At 66.9% G+C, this 22,772-nt stretch carries 21 protein-coding genes; 8 read left to right on the top strand and 13 right to left on the bottom strand.

Features of this window, described 5'->3' with window-relative positions; all coding sequences use genetic code 11:
• Positions 1-7 precede the first annotated feature (7 nt).
• Positions 8-892: a LysR family transcriptional regulator gene (locus KR541_RS12195; RefSeq protein WP_069618083.1), complete on the bottom strand. Its 885-nt coding sequence runs from the start codon at positions 890-892 to the stop codon at positions 8-10.
• Positions 893-1,004: 112 nt separating this feature from the next.
• On the opposite strand from KR541_RS12195, the gene KR541_RS12190 reads away from it, so the two are divergent.
• A complete protein-coding gene (locus KR541_RS12190) occupies positions 1,005-1,451 on the top strand; it encodes a multidrug/biocide efflux PACE transporter (RefSeq protein ID WP_050017503.1) in 447 nt (148 codons plus the stop codon).
• Positions 1,452-1,496: 45 nt separating this feature from the next.
• Here the strand turns inward: KR541_RS12190 and KR541_RS12185 are convergent, their stop codons facing one another.
• From KR541_RS12185 to KR541_RS12155, 7 genes are all read right to left on the bottom strand, one after another.
• Positions 1,497-2,702, bottom strand: a complete 1,206-nt coding sequence (locus tag KR541_RS12185; protein WP_050017504.1) for a chromate transporter — start codon at positions 2,700-2,702, stop codon at positions 1,497-1,499.
• Positions 2,703-2,904: 202 nt separating this feature from the next.
• Positions 2,905-5,244 (bottom strand): bifunctional diguanylate cyclase/phosphodiesterase, encoded by a 2,340-nt coding sequence (locus tag KR541_RS12180; RefSeq protein WP_050018122.1) that lies wholly within the window; start codon positions 5,242-5,244, stop codon positions 2,905-2,907.
• Between the two features lie 216 nt (positions 5,245-5,460).
• Entirely contained in the window at positions 5,461-6,345 is an 885-nt protein-coding gene (locus KR541_RS12175) for a PhzF family phenazine biosynthesis protein (protein ID WP_050018121.1), read from the bottom strand.
• Between the two features lie 13 nt (positions 6,346-6,358).
• Entirely contained in the window at positions 6,359-6,817 is a 459-nt protein-coding gene (locus KR541_RS12170; protein ID WP_006478174.1) for a RidA family protein, read from the bottom strand.
• A gap of 45 nt (positions 6,818-6,862) precedes the next feature.
• Positions 6,863-8,044 (bottom strand): aminotransferase-like domain-containing protein, encoded by a 1,182-nt coding sequence (locus tag KR541_RS12165; protein ID WP_050018120.1) that lies wholly within the window; start codon positions 8,042-8,044, stop codon positions 6,863-6,865.
• A 165-nt stretch (positions 8,045-8,209) separates the two neighbouring features.
• A complete protein-coding gene (locus tag KR541_RS12160; protein ID WP_050018119.1) occupies positions 8,210-9,118 on the bottom strand; it encodes a DMT family transporter in 909 nt (302 codons plus the stop codon).
• A gap of 47 nt (positions 9,119-9,165) precedes the next feature.
• Entirely contained in the window at positions 9,166-9,858 is a 693-nt protein-coding gene (locus KR541_RS12155) for a VOC family protein (RefSeq protein WP_124554821.1), read from the bottom strand.
• Between the two features lie 230 nt (positions 9,859-10,088).
• Between KR541_RS12155 and KR541_RS12150 the strand changes: the two genes are divergently transcribed.
• From KR541_RS12150 to KR541_RS12135, 4 genes are all read left to right on the top strand, one after another.
• Positions 10,089-11,549, top strand: coding sequence for an aminotransferase-like domain-containing protein (locus KR541_RS12150; RefSeq protein ID WP_216089553.1), 1,461 nt, complete (start codon positions 10,089-10,091; stop codon positions 11,547-11,549).
• A 228-nt stretch (positions 11,550-11,777) separates the two neighbouring features.
• Positions 11,778-13,676, top strand: coding sequence for a molecular chaperone HtpG (gene htpG / locus KR541_RS12145; RefSeq protein WP_050018116.1), 1,899 nt, complete (start codon positions 11,778-11,780; stop codon positions 13,674-13,676).
• Positions 13,677-13,684: 8 nt separating this feature from the next.
• Entirely contained in the window at positions 13,685-14,281 is a 597-nt protein-coding gene (locus KR541_RS12140; protein WP_175978831.1) for a chorismate--pyruvate lyase family protein, read from the top strand.
• Positions 14,281-14,757, top strand: coding sequence for a DNA-deoxyinosine glycosylase (locus KR541_RS12135; RefSeq protein ID WP_204383347.1), 477 nt, complete (start codon positions 14,281-14,283; stop codon positions 14,755-14,757). Before KR541_RS12140 ends, KR541_RS12135 begins: the two co-directional genes overlap by 1 nt.
• A gap of 28 nt (positions 14,758-14,785) precedes the next feature.
• Here KR541_RS12135 and KR541_RS12130 read toward each other — a convergent pair whose 3' ends face one another.
• The 3 genes from KR541_RS12130 to KR541_RS12120 form a co-directional block, all read right to left on the bottom strand.
• Complete coding sequence (locus tag KR541_RS12130; protein ID WP_050018114.1) at positions 14,786-15,589, bottom strand: hypothetical protein; 804 nt, start codon at positions 15,587-15,589, stop codon at positions 14,786-14,788.
• 75 nt (positions 15,590-15,664) lie between these two features.
• Positions 15,665-16,360, bottom strand: a complete 696-nt coding sequence (locus KR541_RS12125) for a P-loop NTPase family protein (protein ID WP_213345513.1) — start codon at positions 16,358-16,360, stop codon at positions 15,665-15,667.
• Between the two features lie 202 nt (positions 16,361-16,562).
• Complete coding sequence (locus KR541_RS12120) at positions 16,563-17,825, bottom strand: glycosyltransferase family 87 protein (protein WP_216089552.1); 1,263 nt, start codon at positions 17,823-17,825, stop codon at positions 16,563-16,565.
• Positions 17,826-18,101: 276 nt separating this feature from the next.
• Here KR541_RS12120 and KR541_RS12115 point away from each other — a divergent pair, with 276 nt between their 5' ends.
• From KR541_RS12115 to mctP, 3 genes are all read left to right on the top strand, one after another.
• Entirely contained in the window at positions 18,102-19,019 is a 918-nt protein-coding gene (locus KR541_RS12115; RefSeq protein WP_050018112.1) for a class I SAM-dependent methyltransferase, read from the top strand.
• Positions 19,020-19,218: 199 nt separating this feature from the next.
• Positions 19,219-19,461, top strand: a complete 243-nt coding sequence (locus tag KR541_RS12110; protein ID WP_006490660.1) for a DUF3311 domain-containing protein — start codon at positions 19,219-19,221, stop codon at positions 19,459-19,461.
• Positions 19,458-21,008: a monocarboxylate uptake permease MctP gene (gene mctP, locus KR541_RS12105; RefSeq protein WP_050018111.1), complete on the top strand. Its 1,551-nt coding sequence runs from the start codon at positions 19,458-19,460 to the stop codon at positions 21,006-21,008. The genes KR541_RS12110 and mctP overlap by 4 nt, the downstream gene beginning before the upstream one ends.
• An 89-nt stretch (positions 21,009-21,097) precedes the next feature.
• Here the strand turns inward: mctP and KR541_RS12100 are convergent, their stop codons facing one another.
• Together KR541_RS12100 and tal are read right to left on the bottom strand one after the other, a co-directional pair.
• Positions 21,098-21,553 carry a VOC family protein gene (locus KR541_RS12100; protein ID WP_050018110.1) on the bottom strand — a complete coding sequence of 152 codons (456 nt, stop codon included), beginning with the start codon at positions 21,551-21,553 and terminating at the stop codon, positions 21,098-21,100.
• Positions 21,554-21,796: 243 nt separating this feature from the next.
• On the bottom strand, positions 21,797-22,750 hold the full coding sequence (tal, locus tag KR541_RS12095; RefSeq protein WP_089488924.1) for a transaldolase: 954 nt from the start codon (positions 22,748-22,750) through the stop codon (positions 21,797-21,799).
• Between the last annotated feature and the right edge of the window lie 22 nt (positions 22,751-22,772).

Below are 22,772 nucleotides of genomic sequence, written 5' to 3'. Positions count from 1 at the left end.
CGCGCCGCTATGCGGCCAGCATCGCGTCGAGCAGCCATGAGCCGGCCGGCCCGAGCGGCCGGTTGCGCGACCAGACCGCATCCACCCGTACACGGCGCGGCCAGCCGCGCGCGCGCAGCTCGCACAGGCGGTCGCGCGCGAAGTGCTCGACCATCCAGCGCGGCAGTTCCGCCCAGCCGAACCCGAGTACGGCCATCTCCAGCAGCATCAGGTAGCTCGGCGCCAGCCAGTGCTGCGTGCCGACGACGATCCGGTCGTCGGTGCCGCGACCTTCCGTCTTCACGTAGGTATTGAGGCGCAGTTCGCGCACGTCGCGCAGCGCCGCGTGCGGCACCTCGGCGTCGCCGTATTCGGCGAGCGCGTGCGTGCGGCCGACGAACAGCCCGATCTCCGATTCCTCGGCCACCGTCGCCGCGCCGATATCGGCCGGGTAGGCCGCGCGCGCGGCCATCAGCCCGAGTTGCGCGCGACCCTGCTGGATCAGGTCGAGCACGTCGTCGTGCTCGGCGATCTGGCATTCGAGCTCGAGCGCCGGAAAGCGCCGTTCGAGCGCCATCAACGTTTCCTCGTAACGCTTCGACTGGTAGGTATCGGACACGACGAGCGTGAGCCGCGCTTCCTCGCCGTGCGCGAGCCGGGCGGCCGTGCGGTCGATCGCCGCGCTGGCCTCGAGCGCGCGCTGCACCTGCGGCAGCAGCGCACGGCCGGCATCGGTGAGCGTCGGCGTGCGCGTCGAGCGGTCGAACAACTGCACGCCGAGATCGATCTCGAGATTCGCGATCGCTTCCGACACGGTCGACTGACGCTTGCCGAGCTTGCGGGCCGCGGCCGTAAACGAGCCGAGCAGTGCCGCTTCGGCGAATGCGAGCAGCGCTTCCGGGGCGTGGTGCATGCAGGGCTCCTGGTGACTTCATATCGGTAAAACCGATGATATCAAACTGGATTCACACGGTTGTGCCGATCAGAATGGCCAGCATGAATCAAGTCATGCATCGGAGAGCATCATGAAACAGACGAATAAAACGGTGACGGAACGCCTGCTGCACGCGCTGACGTTCGAACTGGTGGCGATCGCGCTGTGCGCGCCGATCGGCGCGTGGCTGCTCGACATGCCGGTGTCGCACGTCGGCGTGCTGACGGTGATGGTGTCGTTGATCGCGATGGCGTGGAACATGACCTTCAACACGCTGTTCGACCGCTTCGAGCGGCGGGCCGGGTGGTCGCGCACGCTCGGCATGCGGATCGCGCACGCGGTGACGTTCGAGCTCGGCCTCGTCGCGATGGTGGTGCCGGTTGCCGCGTGGTGGCTGAACGTGAGCCTCGTCGAGGCGCTGCTGCTCGACCTCGGCATCGTGCTGTTCTTCCTGCCTTACACGTTCTGCTTCAACCTCGCGTACGACGCGCTGCGCGCCCGCTGGATCGCGCGCCGGGTCGCGGTGCAGGCCGGTTGACGGAGTCAGGCCGGCCAGCGCGAGCAGGGCGACGGCCGCCGCCCGTCAGTGCGCGGCCCACAGCCACACGCTGCACACGGCGGCGACCACGCCGTACACGGCATAGACGGGCACCTTGAAGCGCGTGAAGCACAGCGTCGCGAACGCGCCCGTCAGCCAGTAAACCGGGTCGGCCGGTTCTCGATGCAGGATCTTCACGACGGCGACCACGAGAAAGGCCGTCGTTGCCGCGCGCAGCAGGCGCATCCCGTGCTCGAAGCGCGAATGGCGCTTGAGCCGGAACAGATGGTTCTGCGCGAACACGACGAGGCACCCGGACGGAATGAACAGCGCGGCGGTGGCGAGCAGCGCGCCGGCCCAGCCGTCGGTCAGGTAGCCGAGAAACGGCACGACGTTCAGCAACGGCCCCGGCGCGACCGGCGACAACGCGAACGCCAGCGTGAAGTCGTGATCGGAGATGCCGGTCGCCGGCGACACGAACAGCGTCTTGAGCACCGGTAGCGCGGAGAAGCCGCCGCCGAACAGCGTCATGCCGGCGCCCGCGAGGCGCGGCCACAGCAGATCCGCCTGGTAATCGCCGGGCAGCGGCACCGCGAACAGCACGACGAGCACGCCGAGCAGCACGAGCAGGCCGCGATCGCGCCTGGACAGCGTGAAATCGACCGTGTCGCGTTGCGACGGCCCCGTCAGCCAGCCCGCTGCGAACGCGGCGAACAGAATCGCGACGAAAGCGGCCGGACTATGCGCGAAAGCAAGCAGAATCGTCGATAACGCGGCGATCGCCTGTTCGAGCCGCGTACGCGCGAGCGAGCGCAACTGCTTGACCCACGTGACGCCGATCAGCGCGGCGAGCACCATCCCGAAGTGATTGATCAGCACCGGCGCGGCCAGCGAGCGCACGAGCGGCGTCTGATAGAAGATCGCGAACAGCGTCATCAGGACCGAGAACGGCAGCACGCTGGCAATGCCGGCGATCCATGCGCCGGCACGGCCATGCAGCGTCTGGCCGACCTGCACGGCGACATTGCAGCCGACGGGGCCCGGCACGAGCCACGCGAGCGCGACGAGATCGCCGAAGACGTGCGGCTCGATGCGCTGCAGCCGCTCCACGTAGTGGCGTTCGAGCTGCGCCATCATCGAAAGCCCGCCCCACGAGACGGCCGAAATGCTGGCGACGACCTTGAACAAGGTCCATAGGGATGCCGGTGCCTCTTCGACACGCGCGGTCGCTTCGACTTCGACGGTTGTCATGATTGTGTGGTTGGCGCAGGGCCAGATCTCTCGCGTAAGGCCGTGGCAACGGCCCGCCGACACGTCGGCCCTCCCGATTGTCCGCCGCGCATCGTGACACTACCATGCGCGAAAACGCTAGTTAATGAACTAAACGAACGGATCGGAAAACGTAACAATTGCGGCGGTGCGCAAACGCGCGCCGCGGCTGCGGCGGTGCGGCTCAGCCGCCCGTGCTGCCGGTCGCGCGATGCGCGACGACGTTCGGATGATCGCCGCGCACGCCGAAGCGTGCGATCAGCGCGGGAATCGCATCGGCCGGCACCGGGCGCGAGAACAGGAAGCCCTGCGCCTCGATTTCGCCGAGCGCGGACAGCCACGTGATCTGCTCCTCGGTTTCGGTGCCCTCGACGACGACGGTCAGCCCGAGCGAGCGCGCGAGATGCACGATCGACGACACCATCACGCACACGCTGCGATCGGTCGGAATCGCCTGCACGAACGAGCGGTCGACCTTCAGCGTGTCGACGGAGAAGCGGTGCAGGTACGACAGCGACGAATAGCCGGTGCCGAAATCGTCGAGCGCGATCCGGATGCCGAGCTTTTTCAGCGCGACGATCTTCTCGGACACGAGTTCCGGATATTCCATCATCGCGGTTTCGGTGATCTCGATCTCGAGCCGGTTTGCGTCGATGCCGGTGTCCTGCAGCGCCTGCGAGATCGTCTCGATCAGGTCGCCGCGCCAGAACTGCACGGGCGAGATGTTGACCGCAAGCGTCAGCGTGTCGTGGCCTTCGTCGTGCCAGCGTGCGATCTGCGCGCATGCGGTGCGGATCACGAAGTCGCCGATCGGCACGATCAGGCCGGTCGATTCGGCGATCGAGATGAATTCGTTCGCGGAGATCACGCCGTGTTCGGGATGATCCCAGCGGGCGAGCGCCTCGAAGCCGGTGATCGTGCGGTGCGTGAGGTCGATCTTCGGCTGATACGCGAGGAACAGCTGCCCCTCGGCGAGCGCGACGCGCAATTGCTGTTCCCAGCGCATCAGGTGGTCGGCGCGGTGCGACAGGTGCGGCGCATAGAACTGGTAGCAGTTCTTGCCGGCGTCCTTCGCGCTGTACATCGCGAGGTCGGCCTTTTTCAGCAGGTCGATCTCGCTTTCGTTCGCGACGGTGTGCAGCGCGATGCCGATGCTCGCGTGCAGCACGAACGAACTGCCGCGTACGTCGAACGGCTCGCTGAACATCCGGATGATCGCTTCCGCGAGCCGCACCGCGCGCCGCTCGACATCGTCGCCCTTCATCACGACGACGAACTCGTCGCCGCCGATGCGCGCGAGCGAGCCTTCGTCGCCGACCGCATCGGCCAGGCGCGACGCGGTCATTTGCAGCACGATGTCGCCGGCGTTGTGGCCGAGCGTGTCGTTGACGGTCTTGAAGTTGTCGAGATCGATGAACAGCAGGCCGAGCCGCGACAGGCTCGCGGGCATCGACACGTCGTTGCGCAGCCCGCGCAGCGTCGCATAGCGGTTCGCGAGGCCGGTGAGCAGGTCGTATTCGGCGAGCTGCGTCATTTCGCGCTCGCGCCCGAGCAGCTTGCCGATCAGGCCCGTCGCGACGCCGAAGAACGCGAGCATCGCGAGCGTGATGAAGCTCGTCATCAGCAGATAGACGTTGCGCGTGTGGGTGTAGTCCGCGAACTCTTCCGTCTGCGACAGCCCGACCATCACCGCGAGCGGGTAGCCGTCGAGGTGGCGGTACGACACGATGCGCGTCACGCCGTCGATCGGATCGATGATCGTGCCCGTCACGCGCTCCGCGATCGGGTAGACGCCCGACGCCGAAAACGCGCCCGGCGCATTGCTGACCGAGCCCGTGCGTCGCGCGAGCACCGCGCCCGTGTCGGACACGACCGCGATCACGCCTTCCTTGCCGATCGCCGCGTTGTTGTAGAAATCGTTCGTGAAGTAGCTCGGGTCTTCCGACACCACGACGATGCCTGCGAAGCTGCCGTCCGGATTGTTCAGGCGCCGCGTCATCTGCAGCGTCCAGTGGCTCGACACGCGGCCGAGCACGGGCTTGCTGATGAAGAGGCGGTCGTCATTGTGCGCGAGGTGGACCTTGAAGTGCTCGCGGTCGGACAGGTTGATCGGCTGCGGATGGAGTTCGGCGGTGTTCGCGAACAGGATGCCCTTCGCGTTGACGAGCGATACCTGGATCAGCGTGTCACTCGGTACGACGCCTTTCTCGACGGCGCTCGCGAGATTGAAGCGCGCCGGCGACTTCTCGAATTCGAACTTGACGAAGCGGGTGATCTGGTCGACCTGGTGGATCGCCTTGACCGTATGCTGTTCGAGCGCGGACGACAGGATCGCCGCGGAAGCCGCTGCTTCCTTGTACGCACTGTCCTTTTCAACGGACAGCCGCGCGATGATCACGGCCCACAGCAGCGCGAGCGCCAGCATCCCGAGCAGCGGGATGGCAAACAGCGCACGCCGGCGCGATTTGCGCGGCGCGCGCAGCGGCCGGTTCGGCGGCGTGTGGTTGGACCGGGCGGAGCTCATCGAAGAGGGCGGCGTCCTGCTCGCGTGCGCCATCCGTCTGGATGGCCGACTATGGTTCGGATTGTCCCGACGTCTGTTCGTTCGCGGGACGCGCAACCATGGACAGACCTCCGAAACAACGGATTAGGCCCGATATTACTGGCTGGAACGTTTTTGCGATAGCTGGGCAAAGCGCGGGGCGCCGGACGAGCCGGCGCCATCGCACATCGCGAAATGTCAGTCGGGCGACCGGAACGTGCCGTCGACGACCGTGACGACGTCACCGCCGATCCAGGTCGTGCCGTCCGCGTCGTAGTTGACGAGGATGCGGCCGTCGCGGCCGATCGCCGTGCCCTGGCGGGCCGTATACGACGGGCCGGGGCGGCGTTCCTGCCGCGTCAGCAGCCCGGCCAGCGCGGCGTTCGCGCTGCCGGTGACGGGGTCCTCGCCGGGGATGCCGAACTTGCCGCCCGTCATCAGGCAGCGGATCTCGAACGTCGCGGGGCCGCCTTCGGCATGCGGCGCGTAGGCGGCGAGGCCGTCCACGCCGTAGCGGTGGGTCAGCGCCGCCAGTGCGGCCGGATCGGGCGACAGGCCGACGCACGCGTCGGCCGACTTCAGCCGCACGACCAGCCACGGCGCGCCGTTGTCCACCGCGCACGGCTCGGCGTCCAGGTCGAGCGCGTCGCTGCGCAGCGCGGCGGCCAGTACCGCGTAGTCCGAACGGTCGAGCGGCGTGACGCGTGCCGGCGGCGCGGCGAACGCCCAGCCGTCGGCCTGCTCGCGCAGCGCGACGCGGCCGACCCCGCACTGCTGGATCAGCCGGCCCGGCGTGCGCGGCCGCGCGCCGCTTTCGAGGAACGCATGCGCGGTGCCGAGCGTCGGGTGGCCGGCGAACGGCAGTTCGCCGCCCGTCGTGAAGATCCGTACGCGATAGTCGGCTTCCGGATCGGTCGGCGTGCAGAGAAACGTCGTTTCCGACAGGTTCGTCCAGCGGGCGATCTCGAGCATCGCGTCGTCGCCGAGCGAATCGGCGTCGAACACCACGGCGAGCGGATTGCCCTTGAACGGCACCGACGTGAACACGTCGACCTGCTTGAAACGAACGAGACGGCCGGGCATCGCGTGGCGCCCGTTACGCGACTTCGGCGATCAGCTCGATCTCGACGCACGCGCCGAGCGGGATCTGCGCGACGCCGAATGCCGAGCGCGCATGCTTGCCCGCGTCGCCGAACACTTCGGCGATCAGCTCCGATGCGCCGTTCGTCACGACGTGCTGTTCGGTGAAGTCGAGCGTCGAGTTGACGAGACTCATCAGCTTGACGATGCGCGTGACCTTGTTCAGGTCGCCGGTGTGCGCGTGCAGCGTCGCGAGCAGGTCGATCGCGATCGAGCGGGCGGCGGCCTTGCCGTCTTCCGTTTGGAGATCGGCGCCGAGCTTGCCGGCCCAGACCTTGCCGTCCTTCTTCGCGATGTGGCCCGACAGGTAGACCGTGTTGCCGCTTTGCGCGCTCATCACGTAGGCCGCGGCCGGTGCGCCGGCGGTCGGGAGCTCGATGCCGAGCGACTTCAGTTTGTCGTAGACGTTAGCCATGCGTTCGATTCCTCGTAGAGAGTCGTGACAGGGAAAAAAGGGGGATCAGAGGCGCTCGCGCAGCAGCTTGCCGAGGCGCGCGACGCCTTCCTCGATCTTTTCGGGCGGCACCGTCACGAACGACAGGCGCAGCGTGTTCTGCTGCGCGTTCTCCGCGAAGAACGGCGCGCCCGGCACGAAGGCGACGTGGTTGTCGACGGCCGCGGCGAGCAGCTTCATGCTGTCGATCTGCGCGGGCAGGTTCACCCAGATGAACATCCCGCCTTCCGGGCGGTTCCACGTGACGCCTTCCGGCATGTGGCGCGCGAGCGCGCCGAGCATCGCGTCGCACTGCGCGCTGTACAGCTCGCGGATCGTCGGGATGTGCTCGTCGAGGAAGCCGTCCTTGATCACTTCGTGCGCGATGCGCTGCGTGAGCGTCGGCGTGTGCAGGTCGGTGGCCTGCTTGGCCTGCACGAGCTTGAAGTGGAGTTCCTCGGGCGCGATGATGTAGCCGATCCGCAGGCCCGGCGCGAGCACCTTCGAGAACGTGCCGAGGTGCACGACGTGGTCGGGCGCCATCGACAGCATCGTCGGCAGCGGCTCGCCCTGGTAGTTCAGCGCGCCGTACGGATCGTCCTCCAGCACCGGGAACGGGCTCGACTGCGCGAACGCGGCGAGCGCGCGGCGGCGCTCGACGGGCAGGCGGCGGCCGGTCGGGTTCTGGAAGTTCGGCTGCGCGTACAGCAGGCGCGCGCCTTGCGTGAGTTCGGGGGTGAGACCTTCCGGCAGCAGGCCCTGCTCGTCGGTGGGCACCTGCACGTAGCGCGGCTCGTACAGCGAGAACGACTGCAGCGCGCCGAGGTAGGTCGGCGTTTCGACGAGGATCGGGCTGTCCGGGTCGATCAGCGCCTTGCCGAGCAGGTCGAGCGCCTGCTGCGAGCCGGTCGTGATCAGCACCTGCGACACGCGCACGCTGTAGCGCTCGGCGATCCACTCGCGCAGCGGCAGGTAGCCTTCGGTCGCGCTGTACTGAAGCGCGGCGGCCGGCGCGTCGCGCAGCACGCGGTCGGCGGCGGCGCGCATGCGTTCCGCCGGGAACGTCGCGGGGGCGGGCAGGCCGCCGGCGAACGAGATGACCTCGGGGCGTTCCGTGACCTTCAGGATCTCGCGGATCGCGGAGCTCGTCAGCTTGCGGGCGCGTTCGGAAAGCTGCCAGTGCGGCGGATGCAGGTCGTTCGGATTCATAGTCTCCTCGTTCGGATATCGTGGTCAGTCAAGAAAGGTCGTTCGGGCGCATCGCTTCGACGCTGCCGGGTGGGCAGTACGGGCACGATGAAGCCTTCGCGGCTGGGTAAGCACGGCCAGTCAGGCAAAACCGATCAGGCAAAACGTCCATTATGGCGCAGCTCATCAGCCGGCGCGAGCGGGACGCGGCGCCGTGGCGACCGCCGAGCGGCGCCCGAGCACCACGGTCGCGATCACGGCAGCCGCGAACAGCCACGTCGACGACGTGACCGTTTCGCCGAACAGCAGCGCGGAAAAGGCGATCGTGAAGAAGATCTGCAGCAGTTGCACCTGGCCGACGCGCGCGGTGCCGCCCATCGCGAGCCCCGCGTACCACGCGAAAAAGCCGATGAATTGCGAAAAGAGGGTCACGTAGCCGAACGCGAGCCACGTGCGCAGCGCGAGCGGGCCTGGATGCGCGGCGTGCTGCATCCAAGCGAGCCAGCCGACCGGCAGCACGAGGAACGGCGCCGACACGACGAGCGCCCAGCAGATCACCTGCCAGCCGCCGATCTGGCGCGCGAGGCGCGCGCCTTCCGCATAGCCGAGCGCGCCGATGCCGACCGCGACGAGCATCAGCGCGTCGCCGGCCTGCACGGTGCCGCCGCCGTCGCGCAGCGCGAACGCGATCACGAGCGCGCTGCCGGCCACCGCGCTGGCCCAGAACGCCTTCGACGGCCGTTCGTGCGACAGCCACGCCGCGTACAGCGCGACGAACAGCGGCTGCAGCCCGTTGACGACCGCGCCGTGCGACGCCGGCACCGTCTTCATCGCCCATGCGGAAAACACCGGATACGCGATGATCACGCCGGCCGACACGACCGCGAGGCTTTTCAGTTGCGCGCGGGTCGGCAGCCGCTCGCGGCGCCACCACAGCAGCAGGCCGGCCGGCACGGCGGCGGCGAGCGCGCGGCCGAGCCCGTTGAGCAGCGGATTGAGTTCGGAGACGACGATCCGCGTCATCGGCAGCGTCAGGCTGAAGATCATCACGCCGATCAGGCCGAGCAGCATGCCCCGGGTTTCGCGCGAATTCATGTCGTGGGTGTCTCCGTCTTGCAGGGTGGTTGTGATCGGCTGGGCGCTCAGCGCAGCGTGCGCGCGCCCTGCGGCGTGTCGAATTCGGCGACGAGCGCCGGCGGGCCGTCGGTGGATTCGACGTCGAGCAGGTGGGCGGCGCCGAGCCAGTCGAGCTGCTCGCGGATCGTATCCGCATGCGGGTGGACGCCCTTGAGCGCCTTCAGCGCGACGCCGTCGTTCGGCAGCGATTCGGCCGGATGGCGCGGGCTGTCCCACTGGATCAGCGACGGCACGAGGCCGTCGCCCGCGCCTTGCCACGCGGGGAAGCTGCCGTCGTCGGGCACCGTGAGGCCCCAGCTCAGGTCGCCGCGCCGCATCGCGACGACGGGCGCGATGCGGGCCGGGTACTGGCGCTGCCACAGCACAAGCTGGCGCGGGCGGTCGACGCGCGCGACCCAGTGCGCGAGAAACGGGCCTTGCGCGAGTCGCGCATGCATCGACGGGTCGTCGAGCCCGAACAGCCGCGCGCGCGGCGGCTTCGCCTCGTCGCCCGGCGCGGGCGTGTCGGGGTCGATCGCGATCACTTCGAGGTAGAGCCCGCCCCACGCGCCGAACAGCGCATTGTGGGTCCGCATCAGCGGGTGGCGGCCGCCGCCGGCCGGTTCGATGCCGAGTGCGTCGGCGACATGGCGCACGCCTTCGTCGAGGGTGCGCGCGGCGATCACGAGATGGTCGAGTGTCAGGGAGCGGGCTGGCATGAGCGTCGGTCGGGAAGCGAAAGTGTCATGGTAGGCGGGCGACGGGCCGGACGGGGGCCGGACCAGCCGGCGCACCGGCCGCGACGCGGGCCGGCGGGCGCAGCGCCACGTGTGGCTGGGTCGGACCGGCGGCCGCACGATCGCCATTCCGGTCAACTGTAATCGTCGCTACCGGCACAGTAACGGTACAATCGGCGCGATAGCCTTCGGTACAGTTGGAGCTGCCGCCCATGTCCACCGTCCCACTCGCCCAGATTCCCGCGCCGCACGACACGGCCACGCTCACGCTCGTCGACCAGCTGGTCCAGTGGGCGCGGCGGCGTATCGACGAGCGCGTGTTCCGTCCCGGCATGCGCATGCCGTCGATCCGCAAGCTCGCGCTCGACAAGAGCGTGTCGCGCTTCACCGTCGTCGAGGCCTACGAGCGCCTCGTCGCGCAGGGCTACCTCGACTCGCGGCGCGGCTCCGGCTTCTACGTGCGCGAGCGCACGGGCGCCGGCCCGCAGCCGGCCGACGGCGTCGCGCGCACGGCCGAGGCCGCGCCCGTGCACAACACGATCGACGTCGTCTGGCTGCTGCGCAACATGCTGCACACCGTCAGCCCGGAGAAGGGCCCGGGCCTCGGCTACCTGCCGGGCCGCTGGCTCGACGGCGAGCTGATCACCGGCGCGCTGCGCGCGCTCGGGCGCCAGTCGGGCGCGCAGATGCTCGGCTTCGGCACCGCGCAGGGCTTCCTGCCGCTGCGCCAGCAACTGCAGACGCGCCTCGCCGAAGTCGAGATCGGCGCGAAGCCCGAACAGATCGTGCTGGTTTCCGGCATCACGCAGGCGATCGACCTGATCTCGCGGATCTACATGCGGCCGGGCGATGCGGTGATCGTCGGCGATCCCGCGTGGTTCCAGATGTTCGGCCGTTTCGCGGCGCAGGGCGCGCAACTCGTCGGGATGCCGTATACGCCCGACGGCCCCGACCTCGACGCGCTCGAAACCCTGGTGCAGATGTGGCGGCCGAAGATGCTCGTGATCAACTCGGTGCTGCAGAACCCGACCGGCACGTCGCTGTCGGCCGCGCAGGCGTTCCGGATCCTGAAGCTCGCGGAGGCCTACGATTTCCTCGTCGTCGAGGACGACGTGTACGGCGACCTGTGCCCGCCGAGCTACCCGGCCACGCGCTTGGCGAGCCTCGACCAGTTGAAGCGCGTGATCTATCTCGGCAGCTATTCGAAGACGCTCGCGGCGAACCTGCGGGTCGGGTATGTCGCCTGCGCGCCGGAGATCGCGAAGGCCGTCACCGACCAGAAGATGCTGGTCGGGATGACCACGCCCGAGCTCAACGAGCGCGTGCTGTACAAGATCCTGACCGAAGGGCATTACCGGCGCCACGTCGAGCGGCTGCGCGCGCGGCTCGACGGCGTGCGCGACAAGACCGCGCGGATGCTCGAGCGCACGGGGCTCGGGCTCTTCACGATGCCGGCGGCCGGGATGTTCCTGTGGGCCGACACGAGCGTCGATTCGGACGCGCTCGCGGCGGTCGCGCACGAAGCCGGCTTCCTGCTGACGCCGGGCAGCCTGTTCTCGCCGCAGCAATCGCCGTCCACGTGGATGCGCTTCAACGTCGCGAATTGCGGCGATCCGGCGCTGCCGGGGCTGCTGGCGCGCTATATCGATTCGGCGGTGCGGCGCGCGTCGTGACGCGGCGCGGCCGGCCGGCTCTTGAAATGCCCGGCGCCGTCCCCAGATACGCGCGCAAACCGCTGGCGCCAGGCGGTCGTCCCAACCGGGCCGTCCCAACCGGGCCGTCCCAACCGGGCCGTCCCAAACGGGCCGTCCCAAACGGTCCGTTCTTCATGGGTCCGCCGGCATCGCGCGCCGGGCGCCGGCGTCCCCCCTTTCCAGTTCAAGTAAGAGGAAACAGCATCCATGGCACACGAAACGATGAGCTTTCAGGCAGAGGTCAAGCAACTCCTCCACCTGATGATCCATTCGCTCTACAGCAACAAGGAAATCTTCCTGCGCGAACTGGTGTCGAATGCGTCCGACGCGGCCGACAAGCTGCGTTTCGAAGGGCTCGCGGACAGCGCGCTGTACGAGAACGATCCGAACCTGCGCATCCGCATCGGCTTCGACAAGACCGCGCGCACGATCACGATCGACGACAACGGCATCGGGATGAGCCGCGACGAGGCGATCGCGAACCTCGGCACGATCGCGCGTTCGGGCACCAAGGAATTCTTCACGAAGCTGTCGGGCGACCAGCAGAAGGACGCGGCGCTGATCGGCCAGTTCGGCGTCGGCTTCTACTCGGGCTTCATCGTCGCCGACAAGATCACTGTCGAAACGCGCCGCGCGGGCCTGCCGGCGAATGAAGCCGTGCGCTGGGAAAGCGCGGGCGAGGGCGATTTCACGATCGACGCGATCGAGCGCGCGCAGCGCGGCACGACGATCACGCTGCACCTGCGCGAAGGCGAGGACGAGCTGCTGTCGTCGCATCGCCTGAAGTCGATCATCCAGAAGTACTCCGACCACATCGCGCTGCCGATCCTGATGCGCAAGGAAGAGTGGGATCAGGAAAAGGGCGAGATGGTCCTGAAGGACGAGGACGAGACCGTCAACCAGGCGAGCGCGCTGTGGACGCGCTCGAAGAGCGACGTCACCGACGAGCAGTACACGCAGTTCTACCAGCACATCGCGCACGATCACCAGGATCCGCTCACGTGGACGCATAACCGCGTCGAGGGTCGCAGCGAATACACGCAGCTGCTGTTCGTGCCGGCGCACGCGCCGTTCGACCTGTGGAACCGCGACTATCGCGGCGGCCTGAAGCTGTACGTGAAGCGCGTGTTCATCATGGACGACGCCGAGCAACTGCTGCCGCAGTACCTGCGCTTCGTGAAGGGCGTCGTCGATTCGGCCGACCTGCCGCTGAACGTGTCGCGCGAGATTCTGCAGGAAAGCCGCGACGTGAAGGCGATCCGCGAAGGCGTGACCAAGCGTGCGCTGTCGATGCTCGAGGAGCTCGCGAACGCGGAAGACGATGTCGGCAAGGAGAAGTACAAGACGTTCTGGGGCGCGTTCGGCCAGGTGCTGAAGGAAGGCCTGGGCGAGGATCACGCGAACCGCGAGCGCATCGCGAAGCTGCTGCGCTTCGCGTCGACGCACGGCGACACCGACGCGCAGGACGTGTCGCTCGCCGACTACGTGTCGCGCATGAAGCCTGAGCAGAGCAAGATCTACTACGTGACCGCCGATACGTGGCAGGCCGCGAAGAACAGCCCGCATCTCGAAGTGTTCCGCAAGAAGGGCGTCGAGGTGCTGCTGCTGACCGACCGCGTCGACGAATGGATGCTGTCGTTCCTGCACGAATTCGACGGCAAGCCGCTCGCGAGCGTGGCGCGCGGCGATCTCGATCTCGGCGAGCTGAACGACGAGGAGAAGAAGGCGCAGGAGCAGGCCGGCGAGGCGATCAAGCCGGTCGTCGAGAAGATGAAGGAAGCGCTCGGCGACAAGGTGAAGGAAGTGCGCGTCACGTTCCGCCTGACCGATTCGCCGTCGTGTCTCGTCGCGGACGACAACGACATGAGCGGCTACCTGCAGCGGATGCTGAAGGCGGCCGGCCAGAACGCACCGGCGATGCAGCCGATCCTCGAGATCAACCCGGAGCACGCGCTCGTGAAGCAGCTGAACGCCGACAGCGCCGATTTCGGCGACTGGTGCCATCTGCTGTTCGATCAGGCGCTGCTGGCCGAAGGCGGCATGCTCGACGATCCGGCGAGCTTCGTGAAGCGGACCAACGCGCTGCTGCTGTCGCGGGCCGCGTGAACGCGCGCATGCGATTCGACGGCGCACAGGCCGGCTGGCGCGAGACGCCGCGGCCTGGCTGCACGCTCGACCAGCGCGACTGGCTGACGCGCGGCGGATCGCTGACCGCGCACCTCGCGCGGCTCGGCCGCGTGACCGTGCGCGTGACGCGCGAGGCCGTCGACGCGCCGTGGTTCGACGAGCCCGACGCGCTAGCCAGCTCGCCGCGCGCGCCGATGTGGGTGCGCGAGGTGATCCTGTCGGTCGATGGCACGCCGTACGTCGCCGCGCACAGCATCGCGCCGCTCGCGGCCAGCAAGGGCGTGTGGCAGGCGATGCGGCGGCTGCGCACGCGGCCGCTCGCGGAGCTGCTGTACAGCGATCCGCAGGTCGAGCGCTCGGCGCTCGTGAGCCGGCGCGTGATCGCCGGTCATCCGCTGTATGCGCTCGCGAGCCATGCGTTGCAGGGCGCGCGCGCGCCGCATGCGTTTGCCGCGCGGCGCTCGGTGTTCCAGCGGCACGGCAAGCCGCTGATGGTCACCGAGTGCATGCTGCCGACGCTGTGGCGCCATCTCGCCGCGCACGGCGACGGGCCGCGATCGGTCGGGTCGCACGGAGACGTGTGATGCTGCAAGGTTTTCCGCCGGTCGTCGCGCCGGATACGCACACGATGATCCTCGGCAGCTTTCCGGGCGAGGCGTCGCTCGACGCCGCGCAGTACTACGCGCATCCGCGCAACCAGTTCTGGCGATTGTTGGGTGCGGTGCTCGGCGAGCCGGGGCTGCATGAGCTCGCGTATGACGTGCGGCTCGAACGCGTGCTGTCGCACGGCATCGGCATCTGGGATGTGCTCGATGCGTGCCATCGACAGGGCAGTCTCGATTCCGCGATCAGGAATGCGAAGCCGAACGATTTCGATTCGTTGCGCGCGCATGCGCCGTTGCTCAAGCGCGTGTGCTTCAACGGCAAGACGGCAGGGCGGTTTGCCGATGTGATCGGCGCGGCGGGTTATGAAACCCTCGTGTTGCCTTCGTCGAGCCCGGCGAATGCGATGTTGTCGTTCGAGCAGAAGCTGGTGCTTTGGCGCGCACTTCGCGCCTGAGACGCGTTGGATTCCGAGTCTCTCCCGGTCAGGGCTTCGCCGCGCCTTGCCTGGCGCCCGTGGTCGACGCAATGCGACTTTGTGCAGCGACGAGTTGATCATCGGTGGTCGCCACCAGCCACAGACGTGCATGCTTCTCGATCTGGCGATTGTGGTCCTTCAACGGCCCCATCGCGGCAGCGGCCTTCCAGACCACCGGGCCGATTCGGCTACTCCTGCCCGACGGCGCGCCTACCAGCAGGCAGTATGGTCCCAGCGGAAGCGATACGAACGGAAGTGCCGGACTGGTCGTCACGCGCCAGTCGATGAACGGTGTGTCGCTGATCAGCAGCGGCGTGGGCAAGCCGTAGAGCACGCTGAAATCGTACAGCGCCAGCTGTTCTCGCATGCCGACGTAAGTTCGCCGGACGTCGTCGACAACCGCCGCGCGGATCTCGTCCTCGAACATGGGTTCCTGCGCGTAGCGGGCCAATGCCTGGCGAGCCTCCCATTGATACGCGCTGAACAGGCCGATCTCCACGCAATCCTGCACGGCGCGCTGAACCTCCGCCACGGAACCGGCTTCCCCGGGCGTGCCCATCTGCGCCGCCCGCAAAAAGCGGGCAAGTCCCGCCTCGTGGATCGCGGGACCGTCCGCGGATGCGTCGTCGTCGGCGTTCTTGCCCAGCGGCACGTAGGTATATTGCTCCGCAGCGAAATGCGATTTCTTGCCTTCGTCGAACTTGATTTCGCCATCGACGCAGTCCAGATAGCGCGTCCCGATTCGACCGTGCTCCCAAACCCAGTTTTTCAGGAACGGACGGAGTGGATGCAGTCTGTCGTGATCGGCCATTGAACCTCCAGGTTTTCCCGGCATGAGCCATTCGAGCCACTCGCTGCACACGCCGCGCCGTCGGCGGGGCCCGCGCTACAACGCGAGCGTGCCCAGCGCCTCGTAAGTACGATGCAACCAGACCTTGACGCGCTGCCGCTCCAGCAAGCCGAGCCCCGTGGCGGCGCGGTCGGGATGATTGACCGCGGCCCAGAAGCTCGCGCTTTGTCGATCGATCTTCTGCATCGTCGTATCGAGCAGGCGGCGCAGCGTAATCACGCTGGCGCCAAGGGCTTCGGCCCGCTCGCGTTCGCCGGATGCCTCCAGAATCTCGAAGCGATCGCCGCGGACTTCATTCAGCACCACCACCAGCTTGATTCGTCCACCGAATTCGTCGAGCCATTGCCGCAGCAGATCGACCGAATCTCGTCCGGTGTCCATCACGTGCCACCACGTCAACGTGAGGCCGTGTTCTTCTGCAAAAGCGACTATGTCCGAATCGTCGAGCCACTTGGCGAGCGGTTGCCGCGTCTGGGCCGCGAGATCGACCAGTATGCGCCGCTGCGGATCTTCGAGCGCGGATTCCATGACCGGATCGAGGCTGTCGTGCTGGTCTAGCACGGCAGGCGCGGCAAAATCGGCATAGAACCGCAGTAGCGCGCCGTGCGATCGGTCGGTATCGAAGCCCACGAAGGGCATGCTGCGATCGATGAAATACTGGGCCAGCACGCGGGCCGCGAGCGATTTGCCGACGCCGCCTTTTTCCCCGCCAATGAAGTGGATGTGACTCATGCTTACGAAATCCCGTGTGATGGAGCAGGTATGGTCAGAGCGGATGTTGGCAGGCTTCGATGACGTTACGGTACGACCGGTCACGTCGAAAGAAAATGCGTGCGCCGCAGCAGCATGCTGGCTGATCGACGCCGGTGTCAAACTGGACAAAATGGCGACCGGTTCTGGCGGCTGTCTGGTGGTGGGCCGGCGAGCCGGCGCGCTAGCCGGACGATTCCTGTACGGCCACCGATGTTGTTACGTCAGCCGCGCGATGAAGCGATGCGCGGTAGACGATCAGTATCAGAAATATCGGCAACAGGACGGCGCCCGGTTGCCCCATCGCGGGCCTGAACACGAGGAAAAACGAGAGCCCCGGCAGCAACCACGCCAACGCGATGACCGCATGGTCCGTCCACCGGAGCGCGCGGGTCGTCCGGTCGTATTTGCACACGTAAATGATCGCAAGAAGCAGCCACGCGAGATCGTAGTAGATGAGGTACGGCTGGGTCAGCAGCGTCGCGACGATTGCCGCTGCCGCGCATAAGTCTGCATGCTTCTTCCTCGCCCATAGACCCGCGGTCGCAATCACGGCCGGTATCGCGATGGCCGCCTGAACGGCAAAGGCGGTCGGCAGGCTGGCGCCCAGCCGTCGTGACATCGCGAACGGCGTCGGCATCGCGCTCCAGATTCCGCCCGCATTGTTCACCAGGATCAACTGGCTGAACCACGATAGCGTGTCGAAAAAGCGCATCCACAGCGGCACGCCGAGCACCAGCGCACTGACCGCGCAGAACAGCGCGGCCGTGATGGCCATCGCGCCGAGCGTGCGGAAATGTCCGCCGCAGAGGAACAGCAACGGAAACAGGAGCGCCAGTTGCGGTTTGATGACGAGCATGCCGGCGCATACGCCGGCGACGAGAGGTCGTCGTTCGAGCCATCCCAGTGCGCCGGCAGCGAACGCCAGGGTCAGCAAGGAATTCTGCCCGCAGATCGTCACGACCCAGATGCCAGGGAATGCGAGCAGCGTGATCCACGGCAGGGGGCGATCCTTCATCGCGAGCGTGCACGCCGCCAACGCGCTTGCGATGCCGATGCTGACGAACAGACTGTACGAAGCGGCATAGGGCAGCAGCGCCAGCAGATAAACCGGCAACTGGAAGGTCGGCGGATAAACCCACGGTGCGAAAATTTGCGCGGGCGGGAAGTCGGGCAGCAATCGGGCTTCCGTCGCGAACATCTGGTGAAGGTCGAAAGCGGCGAGCGGCCCGCTGTGGAGGGAAACGAAAGACGCGCTCCAGAATACCCGGAAGTCGATACCCGGCGGCGGCACGCCGGGCAGATGCAGCGCCCAGTACGAAAATGCCCAGATACCCAGCAGCACGAGCTGGAACACCAGGATCGCCGCGCTGTACAGGACGAGCCGCTCTCTGGAGAGCCATCCCTGGCGATCTGGCGGTGCGTGGTCCGTCGCTGTATGCGTCATGGCCGCTGTGTGCCTCCCCGAATGCCGTTTCAGTTTGGCATAGGTTCGGGCGGGCGAACGGGCTTTTTATTGCAAGAAAGTAAATGATCGATCGCGTTCCGGATCGGGCTGGCGGCGGGTTTCGCGGATGTCGATCGTCGTCGTATCAGCAGTCGAATGGGCCGGAACATCGAGGCGGACCGGCGGCGGGCGCGCTCGCCGTCGGCGGCCCCGCCCCCCCACCAATGCTATCCTCTCGTCCGCTCATCCAGCGTCACCCAGCGAGATTCAACCAACATGACCCGACTGATCAAGCGTGCGTCCGCCGAGGCGCGCGCGTTCAAGCAACGCAAGCCGTCCGCGTACAACGGCTCGGAAAAACTCCAGCCGCCGCGCGTGAAGCGCCGCCCGGACATCGACGAACACGACGACGTGCCGGTGCTCGAAGCGCCGCGCAAGCCGCGCTTCGCGCCCGTGACGTTCTCCGAAGAAGGCGGCGTGCGCTTCCTGCACTTCGGCACCGAGTGGGTGCAGGGCGCGATGCGGATCTCGAAGCCGCTGCATATCGAGCTCGAATACGCGCAGCAGATGATGGCGTGGCTGCTGTTCCTGGAAACGCCCGGGCGGATCGTCCAGCTCGGGCTCGGCACCGGCGCGCTGACCAAGTTCTCGCACCGTTTCCTGCCGCACGCGAAGGTCGAGGCCGTCGAGCTGAACCCGGCCGTGATCGTCGCCGCGCGCACGATGTTCGCGCTGCCGCCCGACGACGCGCGCCTTGTCGTACACGAAGCCGACGCATGGGATTTCGTCAACGACCCGGCCAACCGCGGCACGACCGGCGCGATCCAGATCGACCTGTACGACGCGACCGCGCGCGGCCCCGTGCTCGACAGCGTCGCGTTCTATCGCGCGGTGCGCGGCTGCCTCGCCGACGCCGGCATCGCGACGATCAACCTGTTCGGCGATCATCCGAGCTTCGTGCGCAACATGAAGCACCTGAACGCGGCGTTCGATCACCGCGTGATCGCGCTGCCCGAAGTGCACGACGGCAACCGGATCGCGATCGCGTTCTCGGGCCCCGCGCTCGACGTGCCGTTCGCGCAACTGGAAGCCCGCGCGAAGCTGATCGAGGACACGCTGAAGCTGCCCGCGCGCAAGTGGGTGAAAGCTTTGAAAGCCACGACCGGCGCACGCGACGCCGCGTTCGCGATCTGACGTCGCAGGCACCGGCGACAGGCCGGTGCAACCGCACGACAAGGGGCGGATCACCTCGGGTTCGCCCCTGCTTGACCGCGTGCTCGCGGCTCCTATACTGGCGCGAAGCCAGGGGAGCCGCAGCCTACCCGTTTTGCCGCTCCTCTCGGCGCCGTACCCGCTCAACAAGATCGATAACCGGGATAGAAGAGGAGACGTCATGGCTCACGATGCCGACGCCAACCGGGCCGCCAAGCGCTGGCTCTGGCTGCTGGTACTGCCGCTGATCGCGATGGTCTGGGTACCGTCGTACAGCAAGATCGAACCGCAATGGCTCGGTTTTCCGTTTTTCTACTGGTACCAGTTGCTGTGGGTCTTCATCAGCGCGGTGATCACCGCGTTCGTGTATTTCAAGACCAAGAACGCATGGAAGGCGAGCGGCACGCAGGGAGGTGCGCAATGAATCTCGGCGCGACCTTCGTCTTCGTTCTGCTGTTCATCGGCGTCACGATCATCGGTTTCCTGGCCGCGAACTGGCGGCGCGGCGATCTTGCCCATCTCGACGAATGGGGCCTCGGCGGACGCCGCTTCGGCACGATCGTCACGTGGTTCCTGCTCGGCGGCGATCTCTACACGGCCTACACGTTCGTCGCGGTGCCCGCGCTCGTGTTCGGCGCCGGCGCGATGGGCTTCTTCGCGCTGCCGTACACGATCCTGATCTATCCGTTCGCGTTCGTCGTGTTCCCGAAGCTGTGGAGCATCGCGAAGCGGCACGGCTACGTGACGGCCGCCGATTTCGTCAATGCGCGCTACGGCAGCCGGATGCTCGCGCTGGCGATCGCGGTGACGGGCATCCTGGCGACGATGCCATACATCGCGCTGCAGCTCGTCGGCATCGAGGTGGTGATCGGCGCGCTTGGCTTCGACACGACCGGCTTCGTCGGCGATCTGCCGCTGATCATCGCGTTCGCGATCCTCGCTGCCTACACGTACACGTCGGGGCTGCGTGCGCCCGCGATGATCGCGATCGTGAAGGACGTGCTGATCTACGTCACGATCGCCGCCGCGGTGATCGTGATCCCCGCGAAGCTCGGCGGTTTCGGGCACATCTTCTCCGCGGTGCCGCCCGCGAAGCTGCTGCTGAAGGCGCCCGACGCGATGAGCCTGAACGGCTACAGCGCGTACGCGACGCTCGCGATCGGCTCGGCGCTCGCGCTGTTCCTGTATCCGCACTCGGTCACGGCGATCCTGTCGTCGTCGTCGGGCAACTCGATCCGCCGCAACATGGCGATGCTGCCCGCGTACTCGTTCGTGCTCGGCCTGCTCGCGCTGCTCGGCTACATGGCGCTCGCCTCCGGCGTGAAGGACATGCCGCAGTACGCGCCGTACTTCAAGGCGTTCGGCCCGAACTTCGCGGTGCCCGCGCTGTTCCTCGAGTACTTCCCGTCGTGGTTCGTCGGCGTCGCGTTCGCGGCGATCGGCATCGGCGCACTGGTGCCGGCGGCGATCATGTCGATCGCGGCCGCGAACCTGTACACGCGCAACATCCATCGCGAGTTCGTGAACCGCAATATGTCGCACGACCAGGAAACGCACGTCGCGAAGCTCGTATCGCTGATCGTGAAAGTCGGCGCGGTGGCGTTCATCCTCGGGCTGCCGCTGACCTACGCGATCCAGCTGCAACTGCTCGGCGGGATCTGGATCATCCAGACGCTGCCCGCGATCGTGCTCGGCCTGTACACGCGCGTGCTCGACCATCGCGGCCTGCTGGCCGGCTGGGCGGCCGGCATCGTGTGCGGCACGTGGATGGCGGTCTCGCTGAAGCTGGCGAGTTCGATCTTCACGATCCACCTGTTCGGCCTCGCGATTCCCGGCTACGCGGCCGTGTGGTCGCTGATCGTGAACCTGGTGGTGTCGGTGGCGGTGAGCGTGCTGGTGCGCGTGATGGGGATGACGCATGCGGAGGATCGCACGCGGCCGGAGGATTATCTCGACGTCGTCGAGGGCTGATACGGGCGGTGCGCGGCCGTGTGCCGCGCACGCGTCGCGCAGCAACGAAAACGCCCGCCACCGCAAGGTGGCGGGCGTTCGTTCTTGCGTCAGCCCTGCGCGCGTTTCGCGAGTTCCTCGCGCTGCGACAGATCCTCGACGTTGACCATCCAGTGCACGCCGAAACGATCCTTCGCCATCCCGAAGCCGAGCGCCCAGAACGTCTTGCCGAACGGCATCGTCACTTCGCCGCCGTCGGCGAGCGCATTGAACAGCTTCTGGCCTTCGTCGACCGTCGTCGGGTTCAGCGACAGCGAATAGCCGGCGTGCGCGGCGCCCGCCGGCTGGCTGCAGTCCCCGTCCGAGCACATGATCATCGACTCGCCGATCGTGAAGCTCGCGTGCATCACCTTGTCGGCCATCTCCGGCGACATCGGGTAATCGGGATTCGGCGGGGCGTCCTTGAAGTGCATCTTGAACATCGTCTTCGCACCGAGCGCCTTTTCGTAGAACTGAAGGGCTTCGTCGGCACGACCGTAGAACGTCAGGTACGGTTGAACTTGCATCGTTGTCTCCTGGAATGTGCGATGCCGGCGCGTCGGCGCTGGCGTGGCGTCGTGCAAGACTGACTGGGGGAAAAGGGTGCATCGGGAGGCGGCCGTCGTACCCGTGACGTGGATTGTAGTGCGCGCGCTTGACGATGGAATGAAAAATAAAACGGCCGCGAACACGAAATTCGCAGCCGTTTTCAGCGCGTGGGCTGACGCCTGTCGTCAGGCTTGCTGACAGCCGCTGACGCGCGGCGCGATTCAGCGCAGCGCGTCGATCAGCTTCTCGAGCTTCACCGCGTCGGCGGCGAACACGCGGATGCCTTCGGCGAGCTTTTCGGTCGCCATCGCTTCGTCGTTCAGCTGGAAGCGGAACGATGCCTCGTCGATCGCGACGCGCTCGGCCGGCTTGTCCTGCAGCGTGTCCGGCGACAGCTTGCGTGCGACCGTGTCGTTGCTCTCCTGCAGCTTCTGCAGCAAATCGGGACTGATCGTCAGCAGGTCGCAGCCGGCGAGCTCGGTGATCTGGCTCGTCGTGCGGAAGCTCGCGCCCATCACTTCGGTCTTGTAGCCGAACGTCTTGTAGTACGTGTAGATGCGGCGCACCGACTGCACGCCCGGATCGTTCGCGCCGCCGTCGCGCGCTTCGTTCCATTCCGCGCCGGCCTGCTTCTTGTACCAGTCGTAGATGCGGCCGACGAACGGCGAGATCAGTTGCGCGCCGGCTTCCGCGCACGCGGCGGCCTGCACGAGCGAGAAAAGCAGGGTCATGTTGCACTTGATCCCTTCCTTCTGCAGCACCTCGGCCGAACGGATTCCTTCCCACGTCGACGCGAGCTTGATCAGGATGCGCTCGCGCCCGACGCCGGCCGCTTCGTACAGCTTGATGAGCTCGCGGCCCTTGTCGATCGAGCGCTGCGTGTCGAATGACAGGCGTGCGTCGACCTCGGTCGACACGCGGCCCGGGATCAGTTTCAGGATTTCGGTGCCGAATGCGATCAGCAGGCGGTCGATGATGAAATCGGTGCTTTCGTTGCGATGATCGCGGACGGTTTTCTCGAGGATCGGCTTGTACGCATCCTTCTGGACGGCCTTCAGGATCAGCGACGGGTTCGTGGTCGCGTCCTGCGGCTTGTATTGCGCAAGCTGCTGGAAGTCGCCCGTGTCGGCGACGACGGTCGTGTACTGCTTCAGCTGGTCGAGTGCGGTAGTCATGGCGATTCGGAAGAAGAGCGCG

The organism is Burkholderia sola, from assembly GCF_905400185.1.
Taxonomy (GTDB): Bacteria; Pseudomonadota; Gammaproteobacteria; order Burkholderiales; family Burkholderiaceae; genus Burkholderia; species Burkholderia sola.
Note: the sequence above shows the minus strand (reverse complement) of the source record. Positions and strands in the feature narration are given on the sequence as shown.